The 19,855-nt window shown below is 64.0% G+C and carries 16 protein-coding genes; 4 read left to right on the top strand and 12 right to left on the bottom strand.

All coding sequences use genetic code 11. The features are described from left to right. Positions 1–8 precede the first annotated feature (8 nt). From KIH75_RS02305 to KIH75_RS02295, 3 genes are all read right to left on the bottom strand, one after another. Complete coding sequence (locus KIH75_RS02305; RefSeq protein ID WP_219055198.1) at positions 9–935, bottom strand: ABC transporter permease; 927 nt, start codon at positions 933–935, stop codon at positions 9–11. A 234-nt stretch (positions 936–1,169) separates the two neighbouring features. Continuing rightward, a complete protein-coding gene (locus KIH75_RS02300) occupies positions 1,170–2,819 on the bottom strand; it encodes a peptide ABC transporter substrate-binding protein (protein ID WP_219055197.1) in 1,650 nt (549 codons plus the stop codon). A gap of 261 nt (positions 2,820–3,080) precedes the next feature. Continuing rightward, entirely contained in the window at positions 3,081–4,022 is a 942-nt protein-coding gene (locus KIH75_RS02295) for a tyrosine recombinase XerC (protein WP_219055196.1), read from the bottom strand. A gap of 98 nt (positions 4,023–4,120) precedes the next feature. Between KIH75_RS02295 and KIH75_RS02290 the strand changes: the two genes are divergently transcribed. The 3 genes from KIH75_RS02290 to KIH75_RS02280 are packed head-to-tail and all read left to right on the top strand — an operon-like array spanning position 4,121 to position 8,132. Next, positions 4,121–5,017: an ABC transporter ATP-binding protein gene (locus KIH75_RS02290; protein WP_219055195.1), complete on the top strand. Its 897-nt coding sequence runs from the start codon at positions 4,121–4,123 to the stop codon at positions 5,015–5,017. Continuing rightward, the gene (locus KIH75_RS02285; RefSeq protein WP_219055194.1) at positions 5,014–7,860 is read left to right on the top strand and encodes an ABC transporter permease; all 2,847 of its coding nucleotides are present in this window, start codon (positions 5,014–5,016) and stop codon (positions 7,858–7,860) included. The genes KIH75_RS02290 and KIH75_RS02285 overlap by 4 nt, the downstream gene beginning before the upstream one ends. Positions 7,861–7,871: 11 nt before the next feature. After that, positions 7,872–8,132 carry a DUF6725 family protein gene (locus KIH75_RS02280; protein ID WP_219055193.1) on the top strand — a complete coding sequence of 87 codons (261 nt, stop codon included), beginning with the start codon at positions 7,872–7,874 and terminating at the stop codon, positions 8,130–8,132. A gap of 117 nt (positions 8,133–8,249) precedes the next feature. On the opposite strand, the gene KIH75_RS02275 is transcribed toward KIH75_RS02280, so the two are convergent. The 4 genes from KIH75_RS02275 to typA form a co-directional block, all read right to left on the bottom strand. Next, positions 8,250–9,236, bottom strand: a complete 987-nt coding sequence (locus KIH75_RS02275) for a prephenate dehydrogenase (RefSeq protein WP_219055192.1) — start codon at positions 9,234–9,236, stop codon at positions 8,250–8,252. Next, positions 9,230–10,207, bottom strand: coding sequence for a prephenate dehydratase (locus KIH75_RS02270; protein ID WP_219055191.1), 978 nt, complete (start codon positions 10,205–10,207; stop codon positions 9,230–9,232). Before KIH75_RS02270 ends, KIH75_RS02275 begins: the two co-directional genes overlap by 7 nt. Positions 10,208–10,276: 69 nt before the next feature. Continuing rightward, on the bottom strand, positions 10,277–10,747 hold the full coding sequence (locus KIH75_RS02265) for an alcohol dehydrogenase (protein WP_219055190.1): 471 nt from the start codon (positions 10,745–10,747) through the stop codon (positions 10,277–10,279). 155 nt (positions 10,748–10,902) lie between these two features. Further along, positions 10,903–12,831 carry a translational GTPase TypA gene (typA, locus tag KIH75_RS02260; RefSeq protein ID WP_219055189.1) on the bottom strand — a complete coding sequence of 643 codons (1,929 nt, stop codon included), beginning with the start codon at positions 12,829–12,831 and terminating at the stop codon, positions 10,903–10,905. 223 nt (positions 12,832–13,054) lie between these two features. Here typA and KIH75_RS02255 point away from each other — a divergent pair, with 223 nt between their 5' ends. Beyond that, the gene (locus KIH75_RS02255) at positions 13,055–13,669 is read left to right on the top strand and encodes an alpha/beta hydrolase (protein ID WP_219055219.1); all 615 of its coding nucleotides are present in this window, start codon (positions 13,055–13,057) and stop codon (positions 13,667–13,669) included. A gap of 39 nt (positions 13,670–13,708) precedes the next feature. Here the strand turns inward: KIH75_RS02255 and KIH75_RS02250 are convergent, their stop codons facing one another. From KIH75_RS02250 to KIH75_RS02230, 5 genes are all read right to left on the bottom strand, one after another. Next, positions 13,709–14,977 (bottom strand): cysteine desulfurase family protein, encoded by a 1,269-nt coding sequence (locus KIH75_RS02250; RefSeq protein ID WP_219055188.1) that lies wholly within the window; start codon positions 14,975–14,977, stop codon positions 13,709–13,711. Further along, entirely contained in the window at positions 14,974–15,861 is an 888-nt protein-coding gene (gene nadC, locus KIH75_RS02245; RefSeq protein ID WP_219055187.1) for a carboxylating nicotinate-nucleotide diphosphorylase, read from the bottom strand. The genes KIH75_RS02250 and nadC overlap by 4 nt, the downstream gene beginning before the upstream one ends. Then, complete coding sequence (locus KIH75_RS02240) at positions 15,855–17,483, bottom strand: L-aspartate oxidase (RefSeq protein ID WP_420829163.1); 1,629 nt, start codon at positions 17,481–17,483, stop codon at positions 15,855–15,857. Before KIH75_RS02240 ends, nadC begins: the two co-directional genes overlap by 7 nt. Before the next feature lie 104 nt (positions 17,484–17,587). Then, positions 17,588–18,868 (bottom strand): quinolinate synthase NadA, encoded by a 1,281-nt coding sequence (gene nadA, locus KIH75_RS02235; protein WP_219055185.1) that lies wholly within the window; start codon positions 18,866–18,868, stop codon positions 17,588–17,590. Between the two features lie 91 nt (positions 18,869–18,959). Continuing rightward, positions 18,960–19,739, bottom strand: a complete 780-nt coding sequence (locus KIH75_RS02230; protein WP_219055184.1) for an NUDIX hydrolase — start codon at positions 19,737–19,739, stop codon at positions 18,960–18,962. Positions 19,740–19,855 lie beyond the last annotated feature (116 nt).

The raw sequence follows: 19,855 nt of genomic DNA, 5'->3' as shown, positions 1-19,855 counted from the left end.
TTTCCGAATCAGGCGTAGCGGATACGCGGATCGAGCGCCGCGTACAGCAGGTCGACGATAAGATTGCAGACCACGAAGATCAGCATGAGCAGCGTCACGATCGACACCACCAGGTTGCCTTCGCCCTTGAGGATGCTCTGGTAGGTCAGCCAGCCGACACCGTGGATGTTGAAGATGGTTTCGGAGATCATCGCGCCGCCCATGAGGGCCGCGATGTCCTGACCGAGGTACGTCACCACGGGGATCAGGGAGTTGCGCAGCACGTGACGCAGCATGACCTGCTTGTTGCTCATGCCCTTGGCACGTGCGGTACGCACGTAGTCCTCGGCGATGTTCGAGGAGATCTCGGAACGGGTGAGTCGGATGATGTACGCCATCGACACCGATCCGAGCACCATCGCCGGCAGGAGCAGGTCGATGAAGGTCGGGTCGTTGCCGGCGGTGACCGGGAGGATGCTCCACTTGATGCCGAACAGGTACTGTCCGAGGAAGCCGGTGACGAAGGTCGGCACGGAGATGAGCAGCAGGGAGACGATCAGGATGACGGTGTCGTACCACTTGCCCTTCTTCAGGCCGGAGATGACACCGAAGATGATGCCGAACACCGCTTCGAACACGAACGCCATCAGCGCGAGCTTGATGGTGACGGGGAACGCGCGCCCGATCTCGTCGATGACGAGCTGGCCGGAGAAGGTCTTGCCGAAGTCAAGCGTCAGCGCGTTCTTCAGGAAGATGAGGTACTGGATGATGAACGGCTTGTCGAGATTGTATTCGGCTCGCAGCTGCGCCTCGACGGCGGGATTGACGGGTTTGTCGCCGAACATCGCCTTCACGGGATCGCCGGGCAGGGCAAAGACGAGGGCGTACACCAGCAACGTCGTGCCGAGAACCACGGGGATCATCTGCAGCACTCGGTGCAGAAGATACTTGCCCATAGAAACTCCTTGTTCCATAACCGCGCACGCGCCGGCGGCATCGTTCCGCTTCGCGCGGCGTTACTTCATGCGCGGTCAATAAATACTGTGACAGTCTACCGCATGGACTGACTTGGCGTTCAGCGCCCCCTAATAGGCGCCTGTGCATGGGCCGTACCGCCACAGGTTCGCCCGAAAACAGAAAGGGCGGGGACCATTCGGTCCTCGCCCTTGATTCCGATCACGGAAGGAGCATCACTTCTTGCTCATCTTCTCGTAGGTCGGCAGGTTCTGCCAGTTCATGGCGAAACCGCTCTTCACGTTCTTGGACGCGACACCGTAGGCGTTCGCGTTGTAGACCGGGAAGGCCGGCAGTTCCTTGAGGAGGATCTCCTCGGACTGCTGGTACAGCTTGTTGGCTTCGTCGGTGTCGGTGGTGGCGTAGGCCTTCGCCAGCAGGGCGTCGAACTCGGAGTTCTTGTAATCGCCGTCGTTGGAGCCGTTGCCGTCCGCGGCCTTCGAATCGAAGATCTGGAACAGGTAGTTCTCGGCGGACGGGTAATCGGGCTGCCAGCCGGTACGGAAGGCGCCGGTCATCTTGCGGTTGGTGACCGCTTCACGGAACTCGTTGAAGGTCGGCATTGGGTTGGTGGCGGCGACTTCGGAGCCCAGGGTGTTGTTGATGGAGTTGACGATGGCCTTGTAGATCGGCTCATGGCCGCCATCGGCGTTGTAGGAGAAGGTGAGCTGGCCGCTGAACTTGGAGATCGCGTCGGCCTTGGCCCACAGTTCCTTGGCCTTGGCCTTGTTGTACTTCAGCACGTCGTTGCCCTTCAGGCTCTTGGAGTAGCCCGGGGTCATCGGGGAGGTGAAGTCGAGAGCCGGAGTGCCGGTGCCGGAGAGCACCTTGGAGGTGATGGCGGAACGGTCGATGGCCATGGAGATGGCCTGACGACGCAGCTGGCCTTCCTCGGTGTTGGTCTTGAAGTGCTCAAGGTTGGACGGGATGGTGAAGGTCTGGATGACGGAGCCGGCCTTGTTGTAGGCCTGGACCTTGGCATCCTTCTCGAAGGTCTTGGTCTGGGCGGCCGGGACGGATTCCATCACGTCGAGGTTGCCGGCCTGAACGTCGGCGTAGGCGGCGGTGTCGGAGGTGTAGACCTTGAAGGTCACGCCATCGTTCTGAGCCTTGCGGTTACCGTTGTAATCCGCGTTCTTCAGCATGGCGATTTCCTTGTTGTGATCCCAGTGGTCGAACACGTACGGACCGGTGCAGCCGTCCTTCGGGTTCTGGCCGAAGGCCTTGGCGGAGGCGGCGTCCTTGAAGAAGGAGTCGGGCAGCGGGGCGAATGCGGTGTAGCCGACCTTCATGGCGAACACGGAATCAGGCTGGGACAGGGTGACGGTGAAGGTCTTGTCGTCGACGACCTTCAGGCCGCTCAGCTGCTCGGTGCCCTTGAGGCCGCTGGTCTTCTGCAGATCCTCGTAGCCGGCGATGGTGTTGAAGAAGGAGGAGCACAGCATGGCGTTCTTGGCGTTGGCGACGTAGCTCCAGGCCTTGGTGAAGTTCTCGGCCTTCACGGTCTGGCCGTTGGCGAACTTCCAGTCCTTCAGCTTGATGGTGTACTGGGTGGCGTCGCTGTTCGGGGTGATGGATTCGGCGATCTCGTTGGAGGCGTTGCCCTTATCGTCGAAGGACACCAGACGGGCGAACATCAGGTCGGCGGGCTTGCCGCCGCCGGTCTCGTTGATGTTGCCCGGAATCAGGTTCTTCTGGGGTTCGGAATTGTAAGCGGTGATGATGTTGCCGCTGGCGGAGCTGGAGCCATTGCTGGCGCCGCAGCCGCCGAGCATCATCGCGGCGGCGCACACTGCGGCCGCAACGGCGAATGCCTTGTTCTTCATATGTTTCTCCTATTCGGTGAGGGCGTATGGTCGACGCCCTGAATGCGAAGGGGCGGATGCACGGCGAAAGTCAATCGCCTGCATCCAGCCCCTTTGACATTGTCTCCATTGTGTCCCACGTCGAAGACAGCCGGGTAACGGCATGGTCCACCCTTTTCGAAGTCCCCATAACTTCGCTATAAGCGAACAGGCCGCTTTCCGTTCCAATCGGCACACCGCATCCACGTGCAAAATCGTCGAAACCGTCGAAAACGAATCGGCTCAGGCACGTGGAAACGCCTGACGGTACCGCGATTTCAACTGTTCGATGGAGACGTGCGTGTAGCGCTGGGTCGTTTTGAGTGAGGAGTGCCCCAGCATCTCCTGCACTTCGCGCAGGTCCGCTCCCCCATCCAGCAGATGCGTGGCTGCCGAATGCCTCAGGGCGTGCGGGCCGATATCCGGCACCCCGGCCTCCCGCGCCGCGCCGTGGACCACGCGGCGTGCCATCCGCTGATCCAATCTGCCGCCGCGCATACCGAGAAACAGCGCATCACGCGCGTCGGCCGGCACGTCGCCTTTGCCCGAACGGGACGCCAGCACGCGGGGCCTGCCATGTTCCAGCCACGCCTCCAACGCTTTGGCCGCGGGAAGCCCGAACGGCACCACGCGCTGCTTGTCGCCCTTACCGGTCACCTTGACCGTGCGGTTGGAGAAATCGACGTCGCCCGTATCGAGCCCCACGAGTTCGGCCACGCGGATACCCGTGGCGTACAGCAGTTCGAGCATCGCCGCGTCGCGCAACGCCTTCGGGTCGTCGGGATCCTCGGCCGCGTCGCGGTCCTCGCGATTCATGAGTTCTTCGGCCTGTTCCTCGGACAGCACCGTGGGCAGCACACCCGGAATCTTCGGGGTCATCAACGTGGACGCGGGATCGGAACGCGTCACGTCATGCTCATACGCCCAGGCGAAGAACCGGCGCACCGCGACGACGCCGCGGGCCATGCTGCTGCGCGCGTGGGACGGCGAACGCTTCCCCATCCAGGCGCGCAGGTCGTCGGCGGTGACCTCGTTGAGGTCGCGTACGCCCTGCTCCTCCAGATATGCGAGGCAGTCGTGCACGTCGGCGCGATACGCCTTCACCGTGTGTTCGCTCAATCCCCGATTCGCCTTGAGATAGGTCCCGAACCCGCGAATCGGCTCCTCGAATATGCAATCGGCCATAGCGCCACCTTACCCGTACGCCTCCGTATAAACTCGGTATGACATATCCGTAGGGCGTTTCGCCATCATGCAATCGCCATCATGCAATCGAGGAAGACATGGCAATACACGGCATACAACATAATGAACGACGTGCTTCGGCGGAGGGCGACGAAGCCGTGGTGGCGAGGGCCGTCGACCTGGTCAAGACGTATGGCACCGACGACGCCCAGGTGAAGGCGCTCGATCATCTCAGCGTCGATTTCGCCCGTGGCGAAATGACCGCGATCATGGGCCCTTCGGGATCGGGCAAATCCACGCTCATGCATTGCATGGCCGGACTCGACAAGCCCACGTCCGGCAGGGTCGAGGTCGAGGGGCTTGAGGTCTCCTCGATGAACCAGCGCCAGCTGACGCGCTTCCGCCGCGATCAGATCGGCTTCATCTTCCAGTCGTTCAATCTGGTTCCCACGCTCTCCGCGGAGGAGAACATCCTGCTGCCGTTGCAGATCGCGAAGAAGCCCATCGACCGCGCATGGTTCGACAAGGTCGTGGAGGTGGTCGGGCTCGGCGAACGCCTGTCCCACCGCCCCAGCCAGCTCTCCGGTGGCCAGCAGCAGCGTGTGGCGTGCGCCCGCGCGATCATGGCGCGGCCGAGCGTGATCTTCGCGGACGAGCCGACCGGCAACCTCGATTCGCGCACCAGCCGTGAGGTGCTGAGTTTCCTCAAACATTCCGTGAGCGAATACGGGCAGACCATCGTGATGGTGACGCATGACCCGCGAGCCGCCTCGTATGCCGACCGCGTGCTGGTGCTTGCGGACGGTTCGATCACGCGCGACCTGCACCATCCGACGTATCAGGAGATCCTGCAGGTGTTCGCCGAGGATGACGATGATATGGACGCCGACACGGGCGACGGCGGGAACGATGGCATGGGAGACGGCGGGAACGATGGCGGGAACGCCGCCGCGAACGCCATGCCCGCCGAAACCGGGGATGGTGCCGTCGCATGATCCGTGTAGGCCTGCGCGACGCCCGCGCACATTTCTCGCGTTTCCTCCTATCCATCGTCGCCATCGCGCTCGGTGTCTCGTTCGTGGTCGGTTCGTTCTGCTTCCGCGAGATGCTCAACAACCAGGTCGACGAGATGATGGCGACCAACGCCGACCATGACGTGTACGTGCGTGGCTCCGAAAAGCAGCAGGACGCGTCCGACTCCGATTCCTCCGACACCGCGACATACAACGACATCGACACGTCGCTCGTATCCGTCATCGGCAAGGTGAAGGGCGTGGATTCCGTCAGCACCGACGTATCGATCAGCGGCAGGCTGACGTTGGTCGGCAAGGACGGCAACGCCGTTTCGGGCGGCATGTCCGGCACGACCATCGGCGTGGACGGCGAAGCGTGGCGTTCGGCGCATCTCAGCAAAGGCCGTTGGCCGAAGAACCGTCATGAGGTCGCTCTGCACTCCTTCGCAGTCGAACAGTCCGGCCTGCATGTCGGCAGCACCGCCAAACTCGTCTACCCTTCCGGCCCCGAAGACGTGAAGGTCGTGGGCGTGTTCTCCACCGACTCCTCGCAGGCCGGCGCACTGCTCATCGCGCTGCCCGGCACCGTGGTCAAGGACCTGTGCCACGAGAGCAGCGGGCAAAGCGGGCGCACGCAGACCATCAACGTGTATGGTTCCGCCAATGGCGGTTCGCCGCTCGACGCCGACCAGCAGCGGGAACTCGCCGCCCGCATCGACAAGGCGCTTCCCGCTTCGGCCAAGGCGCATGCGATCACCGGCGACCAGATGCGCGACGAAAGCTCCAAAAGCAATAAGGAGATGCTGGGCTTCATCCAGCCGCTGATCCTCATCTTCGCGGTGATCGCGCTGTTCGTCGGCTCGTTCATCATCGCCAACACCTTCTCGATGATCGTGCGCGAATCCATGCGCGGCTACGCGCTGCTGCGTTCGATCGGCGCCTCCGGCGGCCAGGTGTTCCTCACCGTGATCATCCAGGCGCTGCTGCTGGGGTTGACGGGATCCGTGGCGGGCATCGCGCTCGGCTGGGGCATGGTCAAGGGCATCGCCGCGCTGCTGGCGCGAATGGGTATGCCGCTGACCGGTTCAGTCGCGCCGACGCCGAACGATATGCTCGTCGGCCTGCTGGTCGGTGTGGCGGTGGCGGTGATCGGCGCGGCGCTTCCCGCACGCCGGGCCGCGATGGCACCGCCGATCCAGGCGATGAACGAAACCGTGAACCCGGAACCGTCCGTGGTTCCGCGCGCCATCGCGGGCACCGTCGTCACGCTGGTCGGCGTGGCGTCATGGGCGTTGTGCTGGCGGATCGGCGCGGCCGGCAGCGCCAGCCCGACGCCGTTCGCCCCGGTGAACGCGCTGGCGAAACAACTCGGCACCGGCTGGACGCTGGGTATCGGCGCCGCCTGCGTGGTGATCGGCGTGATCATGGTCGGCCCGGCCCTGGTGAACGCGGCGAGCGTATTGCTCGGCTGGCTGCCCTCCCTGCTGTTCCCCGTCGCCGGGCGCTTGGCGATGCGCAATCTGTCCCGGCAGAAGCGCCGCACTTCGAATACCGCGGCCGCCCTGTTCGTGGGCGTGGCGATCGTCAGCTGCCTTGGCGTGGTGGCTTCCTCGGTGAACGCCTCCGTGGCAGGTCTGATCGACAATGACCTGCGGACCGATTACATCGTCTATTCGAACAACGGCAGGATTCCCGACAAGGCCGTCGCCGGCATCAAAGGCATCAAGGACGTGCAATCCGTGTCTGTCAGCCGCATGATGCCAAGCGTGAAGTTCGACGGCAAGACGGCCATGGCGTTCGCCGAACAGCCCACCGTGTTCTCCGACGTGATGGATCCCACGACCACGCAGGGCGATGCGGACAAGGCGCTTCGCGCGGGCGAGCTCGTCGTGGGCGAGAAGCTTATGGAGGATCGCGGCTGGAAGCTTGGCGGCAAGGTCACGATCACCGGCACGCGCGTGGTGGTCGACAAGGATGCCACGGCGAAGGCGCAGGCCGATTACCAGGCGAAAGTGCAGGCCAAGACGCAGGCGTTGCAAACCGAAGCGCAGGCATTGCTCGCGCAGGGCGATATCGCCGGGGCGAAGGCCAAGGGCGATGAGGCGCAGAAGGTCGTCGAGGACGCCAAAAACGTCGACCCTGCCACGCTGGTCAAAACGCGCGAGGAGCCGACCAGGATCACCAAGCGCATCGGCGCGGTCATCTCCAACTCGGTGTACCGCACCATGGTGCTCATGAACGACGAGCAGGCGGAGAAGCTGACCAACAAGGAGGCGATGTTCACCATCATGCTGTTCGTCACCGCACGCAAGGGCTCCGACGTGGCCGGTCTGCGCGCGAAGATCCTCAAGCAGACGAAGCCGTATTACGTGCTGAGCGTGAAGGATCACAACGAATACAAGTCCACGGTGAGCTCGCTGGTCGACCAGATGCTGATCGTGCTGTACGCGCTGCTGGCATTGTCGATCATCATCGCGATCTTCGGCATCGTGAACACGCTGGCGTTGAGCGTGTCGGAACGCACACGCGAAATCGGCCTATTGCGTGCCATCGGCGCGTCCAAGGCGAAGATCCGCGGCATGCTGGCCATCGAGGCGGCGCTCATCTCGGTGCTCGGCACGGTGCTCGGATTGGTCACGGGAACCGCCGCCGGCATGGTGATCCAGCAGACCTACAAGTCGAGCGGCATGGAACATTTGGCGATTCCTTGGGGACAACTCGGCGTGTTCCTGCTACTGTCGATAGGTATAGGCGTTCTCGCCTCGCTGCCTCCCGCGCGTCGTGCGTTGAAGGCACCGGTGCTTGACGCCGTCGCTTCGGAGTAAGGAGGCTCCTCATGGCTTTACCTCGTGAAATCCCTACCGGTGCGCGCGTCGTGGTGCGTGTGATCGAAGGTGTGGACCCGCAGGACGGGCGCACCAAGTTCCGTGATTACGTGGGGCACGTGGAATCGTGGAACGGCTACACGCTCGACATGGTGCGCGACGCGGCCGCCAATGGCTCGCGCCCGGCGCAGCGCGTCAGGATCGATGCGGACACCATCGCCCGGTTGAAACCGGTTCCGGAACGTCCACACGTGGTGCGGGAGAAAAAGTAGCCTGGCCCGCACTTCGATGGGGCCGGTTCTTCGGTATTACCGTATTACCGGAGGCCGGCCCCATTCCTTTTGCCTTACGCCCGATGATGTCGCGAGGCGAATCGGCAAACCATGCCGTCACATCGCGTGGACGCGCAGACGCACGGTATGGCTGTCAAGGAAGCCGATGATGGCTTCGCCGCGGCGTGCGGATTCCAGCAACGCCTGCTGCCATCCGCTTTCGGGAATGACCAGTTCACCGCCGCCGCGCCCCTTCGCGGCCTTGTACTCGCGGAACGGCTGGCCGTCTGCGAAGAACCTCCCAAGCGCGTCCGCATCGCCGTCGCGCAGTTCGTCGGCCACCGCCGTCAACCGCTGCGCCATGCTTCTCAGCAAGCCTTCCACGTTGACCTTGTCCTCTTCGACCATGGCTCGGGTGCGGTTCGGGTCGGTGAGCGCCACGCGCGTCATGTCACGCCATGATCCGGCGGCGAGCGCCGCGGCGATGTTCCGGTCGCGATTATCGACCAGCTCGTTGATGAGCGAAGTGGCCACCACGTGCGGCATGTGGCTGATGAGCGCGGCCGCGCGATCATGCGTGGCATCGTCCAACACGATCAGACGGTTGCCGCTGTCTTCGACGATGAGTTCGGCGACGGCGAGGAAACGTTCGTAAGCCGTGTTCGCGTCGACGGTGATCGCCCACAGCGCCCCGTCGTACAGGCTCGGATCGGCGGCGGTCCAGCCGGACAGTTCGTTGCCCGCCATGGGGTGTGCGCCGACGTACCGCTCCCCCAGTCCCGCCTGTTCGACCTGATCGCGCACCATGCCTTTGACGCTGCCGACGTCGGTGAGCGTGATATCCGGGCGACTCGCGAGCAGCGGCGCGAGTTCGTTCAGGATCGCGGGCATGGCTTTCAGCGGGTTGCATAGCACCAGCACCTGCGGGTTCGAGGCGACGAGCTCACCAAGCGTATCCACGCACCGGATGCCTTCGGCGCGAGCCGCCGCATACGGATGCGGGCGATGATTCCATGCGGTCACTTCGACGCCGCGATCGTTCAATCTGCGCGCCAGCGAACCGCCGATCAGTCCGAGTCCTACGATGCCAACCTGCTCTACCACAGCAATTCCCTTCTTGCGCTTTGTTCCGACTGCCAATCCGATTCCAGTTTCGAAGAGTCGAGCCTGATGCCGCCTTCGGGTAGCATCCACGAGTCGACCGGCGGGTTCGGCCGTTCCCTGCGCGGGTATACGGCGATGGTTTTCGTCCAGTCGCCATGTTCCGCCACTTCGACGAGCATGTCGCGGAAGCGTGGTTCCCAAGGTGCCGCGTCGAGCGTGATGATGAAGCTGTAGGTGCCGTCGTGCCCTTTGATCGGGCGGGAGATGAGACTGGTCATGTTCAGCCCGCAATCGCGCAGCACGTCCAGCAGGTTGGCGACGACGCCGGGGCCGGTGGCCAGGGGGATGAAGGTGATCACGGTTTCGAATTCGCGCTCGCGGGCTTGGGAGGAGTATGCCATGACGTCGGCGCGTGGCGCGATGACGAGGAAATCGGTGTGCGCGCCGTCGAAATCGTCCACGCGCTCCCCCACCAGGTCGAGGCCGTACAGGTCGCCGCAGATGCGCGGGCCGAGGGCGACGCCTCCGGGTTGCAGATCACGGCAGGCGGCCGCGTTCGACGAGGCGGGCGTGGGGTGCAGGTGATGCCGCGCGATGAATCGTTTGCATTGCGCGAGTCCGTGCGGGTGGGCGCTGACGGGCAGGCCGTCGATGTTGTGCGAGGCGCCGCGCGGGACGAAGGCGTTGAAGGAGATGTCGATGCCGATGCGCGCGAGGCCTGCGGCGTCGTGGGCGTCGATCAGGGCGTCGAGGTTGGGCATCACATACCCTTCGACGTTGTTCTCCCAGGCGATCACGCCCCAGGATTCGCCGGATTGCACCGATGCCATGATGGCCGGCACGTCGGGTGCGGCCACCAGTTCCGGCTTGTCGATGCCGTATTGCTCCATCAGACGGTCGCCCGCTTCGATGGCGGCCTGATGGGTGAAGGTGCCTTCCGGCCCGAGATAGGTCAGCTGCTTATGCGTCATACCTCCACCGTACCGCGCGTTGCGCGTGTGTGCCGGTATTGTTCCGTTGCGCGGGTGCCGTGCGGAACGTCACGCCTTCGACGTGCGCTTCGCGGACGTCGTGTATTCCTTGCGCGGCGGGATCGCGAACCACTTGCGCGGCAGGAACAGCATGACGACCTGCAGGATGACCAAGCCGTACAGCCACATGTATCCCACGTTCTGACTGAAGAACGGCACGCTGCCGGAGAAGCCGACCGGGGTGAGGGCGCTGCCGTTCACACCGCAGATGGCCACGCCCCACGCGGTGATGGAGGATGCGATCAGATGCACGCCGATGCCGGTGGAACCCATGCGGGCGCGTGCGCACCAGGTGGATACGCCGAGGATGAGCAGCGCGATCACCAGTCCGTAGGGGATGTTCATGGATGCGCCCATGCGATGCGCGATGGTGCCGACGAATGCGCTGGCGGCTCCGGCGAGCATGGTGATGAACATCTGCATGAACGGGCTTTGGCGATGCGACCACGGCATCAGGGATTCGTTATTCCTACGACTCATACCTTCGACTCTACCGCCCGTAGGCGAGAACGTTCGCGCCGGGAAAGAACGGACCGTGAACGGCAAAAGGCCTCTTCCCGTATGGGAAGAGGCCTCACGCTTCACTCAGCGCACGCCAGAGCGTGCGCGAAGGTCGACAGAATGCCCCTCAGAATTTACTTATTATTCTGAGCATTCTGTCGACGCTGCTTGGCGCGCCACTTGTACCAGTCCTCGCGGTTGAGGATGATCTTGCGCACGCGGATGGACTCCGGGGTCACTTCCACGCACTCGTCCTCGTTGGCGAAGTCCAGGGACTCCTCGAGGCTCATCTTGATCGGCGGGGTCAGGGTTTCCAGCACGTCGGCGGTGGCGGAACGCATGTTGGTCATGTGCTTGGCCAGCGTGATGTTCACGTCCAGCTCGTCGGGCTTGTTGTTCACGCCCACGACCTGGCCCTCATACACCGGGGACTGCGGTTCGACGAAGAAGTTGCCGCGAGCCTGCAGACGCTGCATGGCGTACGGGGTGGCGACGCCCTGACGGTCGCTCACCATGGAGCCGTTCTGGCGGATGGTGATGGCGCCGGCCCACGGGGCGTAGCCTGCGGAGATGGAGGAGGAGATGCCGGTGCCGCGGGTGGCGGAGAGCAGCGCGGTACGGAAGCCGATCAGGCCACGGGACGGCACGGTGAACTGCAGACGCACCCAGCCGGAACCGTGGTTGGTCATGTTGTCCATACGGCCCTTACGGTCGGCCATGAGCTGGGTGACGGTGCCCATGTACTCTTCCGGCACGTCGATGGTGGTGTTCTCCATAGGCTCGTTGATCACGCCGTCGATGGTCTTGGTGACCACCTGCGGGCGGCCGACGGTCAGCTCGTAGCCTTCGCGGCGCATCTGCTCGGCGAGCACGGCCAGGGCGAGTTCGCCACGGCCCTGGACTTCCCAGGCGTCCGGTCTGTCGGTCGGCAGCACCTTGATGGACACGTTACCGATGAGCTCGCGGTCCAGACGGTCCTTGATCATGCGGGCGGTGAGCTTGTGGTCCTTGCCTTCGGTGCCGGCCAGCGGGGAGTCGTTGATGCCGAAGGTCATGGAGATGGCCGGATCGTCGACGTGGATGAGCGGCAGCGGCTTCGGATCGCTGGGGTCGACGATGGTTTCGCCGATCATGATGTCGTTCACGCCTGCGACGGCGACGATGTCGCCGGGGCCTGCGGATTCGACCGGGGTGCGGTCCAGGCCCTGCGTGCGCAGCAGCTCGGACACGCGGAAGTTTTCGATGGATCCGTCCACACGGCTCAGACCGTAGGTCTTGCCCTTCTCCAGGGTGCCGTTGTAGATGCGGACCAGGCCGAGTCGGCCGAGGAAGTCGGAGGAGTCGATGTTGGCGACGTGGGCCTGCAGCGGCGCGCCTTCCTCATATTCCGGGGCGGGGATGGTGGAGATGATGGCCTCGAACAGCGGTTCGAGGTTGTCGTTGTCCGGCAGACCGCCGTCTTCGGGCTGGTTGGCGGAAGCGTAACCGGCCTTGGCGGCGCAGTAGATGACCGGCATTTCGAGCAGCTGGTCGAGGTCGAGGTCGATGCCTTCGTGCTGCACGTCGTCGGCCAGGCCGAGCAGCAGGTCGGAGGTTTCGCCGACGACTTCCTCGATACGGGCGTCGGGGCGGTCCACCTTGTTCACGCACAGGATGACCGGCAGCTTGGCTTCGAGGGCCTTGCGCAGCACGAAACGGGTCTGCGGCAGCGGGCCTTCGGAAGCGTCGACGAGCAGGACCACGCCGTCGACCATGGAGATGCCGCGCTCGACCTCACCGCCGAAATCGGCGTGGCCGGGGGTGTCGATGATGTTGAGGGTGATGCCGTCGGGGCAGCCGTACTTGGCGGCCATCGGGCCGTTGTATTCCACGGCGGTGTTCTTGGCGAGGATGGTGATGCCCTTCTCGCGTTCCAGATCGTTGGAATCCATCACACGATCCGGCACTTCCTCACGCTCGTTGAACACGTGGGACTGCTGAAGCATGGCATTGACCAGCGTGGTCTTGCCGTGATCGACGTGTGCCACAATCGCTACATTTCGAATATCGCCGCGAACCGCCATCGAAACCTCTCTTAGTATTACTGTTCTTGTTGCGTAATGTTCGGTACGTGATTGATTATCTGCACTTACACATAAACCGAGCCAATACTAGCGAGGTAATGCGACAGCGACCGCTGAGGCCGCTTGGTTCCGGGGCTTGCGCCCCGTTCGCGCCCCGCATGTTCGAGGGAGGTTCCGATTGACCGATCGCATTGGTGATGACCGTCATGGCGTACGGCTCAGGATGACGGCGAGCGTTGATTTCGAAGGCGATGACGATCTGCTGCTGCTCGGCTTCCATGGGTTCGGCAATGACGAGCATGAGATGATCCGCATCATCGACGCGCTGTATGAGGGTACGGGCCGCAAGCCGAACTATATGTCGTTCCGCGGCACGTATGACAGGCCGTTCATCGGCACCAGCTACTGGTATCCGGACGGCTGCGGGGTCGAGGAGCGTCGGCGTGAATGCGCCGCCGTGGGCGAAGCGGTGACGAAACTGCTGCGCTCCCCCGCCTACGATCGTTTCCGCAAGGTGTTGATCGGCTTCTCCCAAGGCGGCTACTTGTCGTATCGTATGGTGCTCGAGCACCCTGATGCGTTCGATGCCGCGGCGCTTATGAGCCCTTCGTTCAAGGGCGAGGAAGGTGCGGAAACCATAGGCGGTTCCACCCGTTTCGCCTTGTGCTACGGGGATGAGGATCATACGATTCCCGCAAACGACCAGCGCAATGCGCATGATGTGCTCGCACGGACCGGCAGACTGTTCCACCACGTATGCCCGGGTTTGGGCCACGGCATCGACGACGGGGAGATCGCAGCGTTGCGCGCATGGCTGTTCGGTGCCGATCGGGCATAGAACGGCGCTACAGCGCTACAACGTCACGATGTCACAACGTCACAACGGCGCGGCGGACGTGTGGGTGAGCGAATGGCACGATTCCTCGACGGCCGCGGCGACGCGGTTGATCTGCTCGGGCGTGAGCGGCGTACGGAACGTCATGCGCAACGCCGATTTCGCAACCGGCTGCGTGAAACCCATGGCCAACAGTGTGGCGGGCACCTCATGCCGTCCGAGCGCACACGCCGAACCGGACGAACAGGCGATGCCACGCGCATCCAAATCGACCAGCAGCGCCTCCCCCGCCAAACCGGGGAACACGAACGACGCGTGCCCGGGAAGCCTGCGCTCCGGATCGCCCGTCACCTGCGCCCTCGGTTCGACGCGCAGCACGGCATCCATCAGCCTGTCGCGCGATTCGGCCAGCGCCCGGTACTGCCCGGCCATACGCTCATTCGATTCATGCAACGCGATCGCGAGCGCCACCGCACCGGCCACGTTCTGCGTGCCGGACCGCAATCCGCGCTCCTGCCCGCCGCCGGACAGCACCGGTTCGACAGGCGTGCGCCCGCGCAGCAGCAGTGCGCCAAGCCCTTTCGGAGTGCCGAATTTATGCCCGGATATGCTCAACGCGTCCACATCCCAGTCGCGCATGCGGATCGGGATCTGCCCCGCCGCCTGCACCGCGTCGACATGCACGGGTACGCCGTGGGCGTGCGCGATGCGTGCGATCCCGTCAACGGGTTCGATGGTGCCGACCTCGTTGTTGGCGAGCATGACGGACACCAGCAGCGTGCGGTTGGTCGGCGTAAGAACGCTTCCATGACCGGCGGATTCCCGTTCGCCGTCATCGATGTCGCCTTGCGCGAGCGCACGTTCCAGCGCTTCCGTGTCGATATGGGCCTGTTCGTCGACGGGGATGCGCACGACCTCCACGCCGAACCATCGTTCCATCCAGGCTGCCGACTGCAGTACGGCGGGATGTTCGATCGCGGAGACGATGATGCGCGGTTTCACCGATTCGCCGTACTTGTCGCGCAACATGCGCATCCGGGCCATGCCGATGCCTTTGACTGCGAGATTGTCGGATTCGGTGCCACCCGAAGTGAAGATCACGTCATCCGGCCGTGCGCCCAGATCGGCGGCCAGCGAGGCGCGCGCCGCGTCGAGCGCACGCGCCGCGGTTTTGCCCGGCTGATGCACGCTCAGCGGATTCGCGTACGCTTCGGTGAGGAAAGGCATCATGGCTTCGATCACCGTGCGCGACACCGGTTCGGTGGATGCCGCATCCAAATACAGTTCGCCCGTCGTCCCGTTGCCGCTCATCGCACCCAATCCAATCCCAGATCGATGCTGCGCACGCTGTGCGTCAACGCTCCCACGGAGATCACGTCCACGCCGGTGGCCGCCACTTCGGGCACGCGTTCCACCGTCATGGTGCCACTGGCCTCCACGATCGCACGGCCGTTGATCATATCCACGCCGGCACGCGTATCCTCCAAGGTGAAATTGTCGAGCATGATGGTGTCCGCACCGCCTTCGAGCGCCGCGGGAATCTGTTCGAGCCGGTCCACTTCCACTTCGATATGCGTGGTGTGCCCCACCTGTTCGCGGATATGCCTGATCGCACCGGCCATGTCGATGCCCTGCTCGGCGAGCGCGGCCAGATGGTTATCCTTGACCATCACCGCATCCGACAGGCCATAGCGGTGGTTATGCCCGCCGCCGCAGACGACCGCATACTTTTCGAACGGGCGCAGTCCGGGCGTGGTTTTGCGCGTGTCGACGATGCGCGTGGCCGCATAGGTGCGCGGGGCGCGATACCCGGGCAGAATCCTCGCCTGTTCGGCCGCTTGGACGAACATGTCGGTCATGGTGGCGATGCCGCACATGCGTTGGGTGAAGTTCAAAGCCACACGTTCCGCGGTGAGCAGGTCACACACCGGGCCGCTCACCGTGGCGAGCGTCTGCCCGGGCTCGAAACGCTCGCCATCGGCAATCGCCGATGCGAACGCAATCTCGGGATTCTGCGCCTCGAACGCCGCAGCGAACACGTCGATGCCGCTCATCACACCATGGTCGCGGGCAGCGAGACGCGCCTCGCCTCGGGCCAGCGGCGGAATGGTCGTGGCACAGGTGATGTCGCCATTGGGCGCATCCTCCTCAAGAGCGGCCTCCACGGCCTTGCGGATGACCTGACGGGTCAGCATGGCACTCCTTTCAGACGGTAGGCGATGGAATGGGCGATGGTCGGATTGATCGCCGCATAATCGGTACGCGTGTGCGCGCCGCGCGATTCGCAACGGTTCAACGCGGCAACCGCTTCGACATACCCGACGGTGAGCAGATTACGGTTCTCCAGCACGGCGATGCGATCGGCATACGAACCGGCGCCTGACATGCCGGGCACTACGGCGTTCGCCCCGGCGAGCGCCTCGGCAAGGTCCGTGACGGCAACGTTCAGGCCGTCATGGTCACGAAGCACGCCGACATGCTTCCACATTTCGTTCTCGATGCGCTCGCGGTCCCATACGCCCGCATCCATGCTGCCGTTAACGTTGTCGCTGCCACCGTTGCCACCGTCATGGCCCGGCATATCCAGCACCATCGGCTCCTGGGCGACCGGCAGACCCTCGATCGCACTGTTGTCAAGGCTTTGCGGCTGCCATACGGTACCGTCCGCGTCGCGCACCGCGGCAAGTCCCGCGCGATACCCGTAGACGAGTCCTTCGAGCAGTGAGTTGGAGGCGAGACGGTTCGCGCCCTGCACGCCGGTTCGCGCGCATTCGCCCGCGGCATACAGGCCGGGGATGCTGGACCGTCCGAACAGGTCGGTGCGGATGCCGCCCATCCAGTAGTGCGCGGCGGGGGCGACCGGAATCGGCTCCTTGCTCCAGTCGAAGCCGAGGGAACGCGTGTAGGCGTCGATGGTCGGGAAACGGTGGCGCAGGAACGCGGCCAGATCGGGGTTCTCCTTGGCCATGGGCGAGACGTCGAGCATAACCGGCTTGCCGCCTTGCGCCTGCATGGTGCGGAAGTTGGCTCGGGCCACCACGTCGCGCGGGGCGAGTTCGGCCCGGGGGTCCACGTCGGTCATGAAACGGTGCCCATGCTCGTCGAGCAGCACCGCACCTTCGCCACGGACGGCTTCGGAGACGAGGAAATGCTCGCCTATGGCCATGGCCGTGGGGTGGAACTGGTAGAACTCCAGGTCGGCGACCTGCGCTCCGGCCCGCAGCGCGGCGGCCAAGCCGTCACCGGTGGCCACGGCGGGATTGGTGGTGTACGGGTAGAGTCGCCCGGCACCGCCCGTGGCGAGGATCACACGCGCGGCGTCGACCGTGCGCGTTTCGGCTTCGCCGTCCGCGCCCCGCACGGTAAGCCGCACGCCGGCGACACACCCGTCACGCACGATCAGATCGTCCAGGAACGCGTGTTCGAGCACATGGATGCGCGGGTTGCGCCGAACCATGGCGCTCACGTCCAGTTCGAGCACCTTGCCGGTGGCGTCGCCTCCGGCATGCACCACGCGGGAACGGCAGTGCGCGGCTTCGAGCCCGCGCAGCACCGACCCGTCGTCGGCACGGTCCACGCGCCATCCGGCGGCGATGAGTTCGCGCACGCGGCGTGCGCCCTCGTCGGTGAGCACGTCGACGGCGGTGCGGTCGCACAGGCCATGCCCGGCCGCCATGGTGTCCTCGGAGTGCAGCTGCGGGTTGTCGTCGCTGAAGATGGCGCACGCCACGCCGCCTTGGGCATGGTAGGTGTTGGATTCCACGAATTCGTCCTTGCAGACGAGCAGCACCTCATCCGAAGCGACACCACCGGCGATACTGGCGTTCCCGTACGCGGTAAGCCCTTCCTCCCCCAAGCGCCCATCCCCCGCGGCCGCGAGCGCCGCGGACAATCCGGCGATGCCGGCGCCGATCACGACGATCACGGGTGCACCTCCAGCATGCGCTGCAGGGCGATTTTGGCGTCACGCGCGGTGTCGTCATCCACGGTGATGCGGTTGACGATGTTGCCCTGTTCGATGTTCTCCAACGCCCATGCGAGGTAGGCCGGGTGGATGCGGTACATGGTGGAGCACGGGCAGACCACCGGGTCGAGGCAGAACACGGTCTTGTCGGGGTATTGCGCGGCCAGACGGTTCACCAGGTTGATTTCGGTGCCGACCGCCACGGCGGATCCGGCCGGGGCGTTGGCGATTTCCTTGACGATGTAGGCGGTGGAGCCTGTGCCGTCGGCGGCATCGACCACGTCCATCGCGCATTCGGGGTGGACGATGACCTTCACGCCCGGATACGCCTTGCGGGCGCGTTCGATCTGTTCGACGGTGAAGCGCTGGTGCACGGAGCAGAAGCCCTTCCACAGGATCATCTTGGCGTTGGCGTACACGGCCGGGTCTTCGGCGCCGCCGGCGAGCTTGAACGGATCCCACAGCGGCATCTGCTCCAGCGGAATGCCCATGGCGCGGGCGGTGTTGCGGCCCAGATGCTGGTCGGGGAAGAACAGGACGCGCTTGCCGCGGGCGAACGCCCATTCGAGTACGGCGTGCGCGTTGGAGGACGTGCATACGATGCCGCCATTGCGCCCGCAGAACGCCTTCAGCGCGGCGGACGAATTCATATAGGTGACGGGCACGATCTGTTGGCGGCCATCGGAACCGGGCTTGGTGCCGCAGATGTCGCCGAGCTGCTGCCAGCATTCCTCGACCTGGTCGATGTTGGCCATGTCGGCCATGGAGCAACCTGCGGAGAGGTTCGGCAGGGTCACGGTCTGTTCGGGCGTGGAGAGGATGTCGGCGGTTTCGGCCATGAAGTGCACGCCGCAGAAGACGATATGGTCGGCGTCGGGACGTTCGGTGGCGTTCTTGGCGAGTTGGAAGGAGTCGCCTACGAAGTCGGCGTGGCCGATGATCTCATCACGCTGGTAGAAGTGGCCCAGGATCAGCAGCTTCTTGCCGAGGCGGGATTTGGCCGCTTTGATGCGTTCCTGCAGTTCCTCGTCGGAGGCGTTGCGGTATTCCTCCGGAAGCACCTGCTGTCTGGGGGCGTTGCTCGGCAGCGGGTCGAACATGGATGCGCCGGGCCCGTAGCTCGGCTTGGTGGTGTCGAAATGCCACGGATCCTGGGTGAGTCCGGCGTCACAGGTGCTTTGCGCGCCGAGCTTGGCGATGATCTCGTCAACGGACGGCGAGGAGAGTGTTGCAGTCATGCTGCGTTCCTTTCATATGGTGTTCACGATGTTGCTGGTATGGCGCGGTTGTGTGCCGTACCGAAATTCCGATGGTGTTCGTCGTGGTATGTCACGACGGCATGAGCGCGGATAGCGCGTCGTCCGGCCGGGGTTCCGGTTTCCTGCGTTCCGTTGCCGCGGGGAATGCGAATTCCATGCGAGCTTCGTCGTCGTGCCGGTACCGGTATATGGTCGCAGGACGGCTGCGCCCCACGTGCAGTTTCCTGCCGGTGTCCTCCAAGTGCCCGGAGGCGAGCATTTTCCTGCGGAAGTTCGCCAGATCGAGCGGTTGCCCGGTGACCGCCTCATATACGTCGTGCAACTGGCTGAGGGTGAATTCCTCGCCGACGAGTTTGGTGGCGATGTCGGGGTATTCGAGTTTGCTGCGCGAGCGCCATAGGGCGTAGTCGATGATGCGGCGATGGTCGAAGGCGAGTTCCGGCAGATCGTCGACGGGGAACCATTTGACGTTGTCCACTTCGGCGAAATCCTTGGTTTCCGCTTCGCCGACGAGCGCCCAATACACGATGGAGACCATGGGAAGCCCGCCGCTCGACCGTGAGGGGTCGCCGAACGTGTAGAGCTGTTCGAGATATTTCGGATGCAGTTCGGTGGTGGATTCCAATGCCTTGAACGCCGATTCCTCCAGGGAATGCCCTACGCGCAGGTCGCCGCCCGGCAATGCCCAGCACCCCATGAAGGGCTGTCTGACGCGGCGAACCAGTGGTAGCCACAGACGGCTGCTTCCGTTGGCCGCACTGTCGCCATGCGGGCCGAGCGCGAGAATCACCACGGAGACGCCGATTCCCGGTTGTGCCAAGCGTCTTTCCGAAACGTTGCCGATGCCCATGCCGTTCCTTTCAAAGCGGGGTCTTTCCCTGCTGCGGAACAGCGTAACACCATTTATAGTCAAGCTGACCAAAAGTAGTGTCGCCGTGGAATCAGCCGTGTTCCAACGCTCACTCC

Source organism: Bifidobacterium pongonis (assembly GCF_019331805.1).
Lineage (GTDB): Bacteria > Actinomycetota > Actinomycetes > Actinomycetales > Bifidobacteriaceae > Bifidobacterium > Bifidobacterium pongonis.
This window is presented reverse-complemented; position numbering and strand designations above follow the sequence as displayed.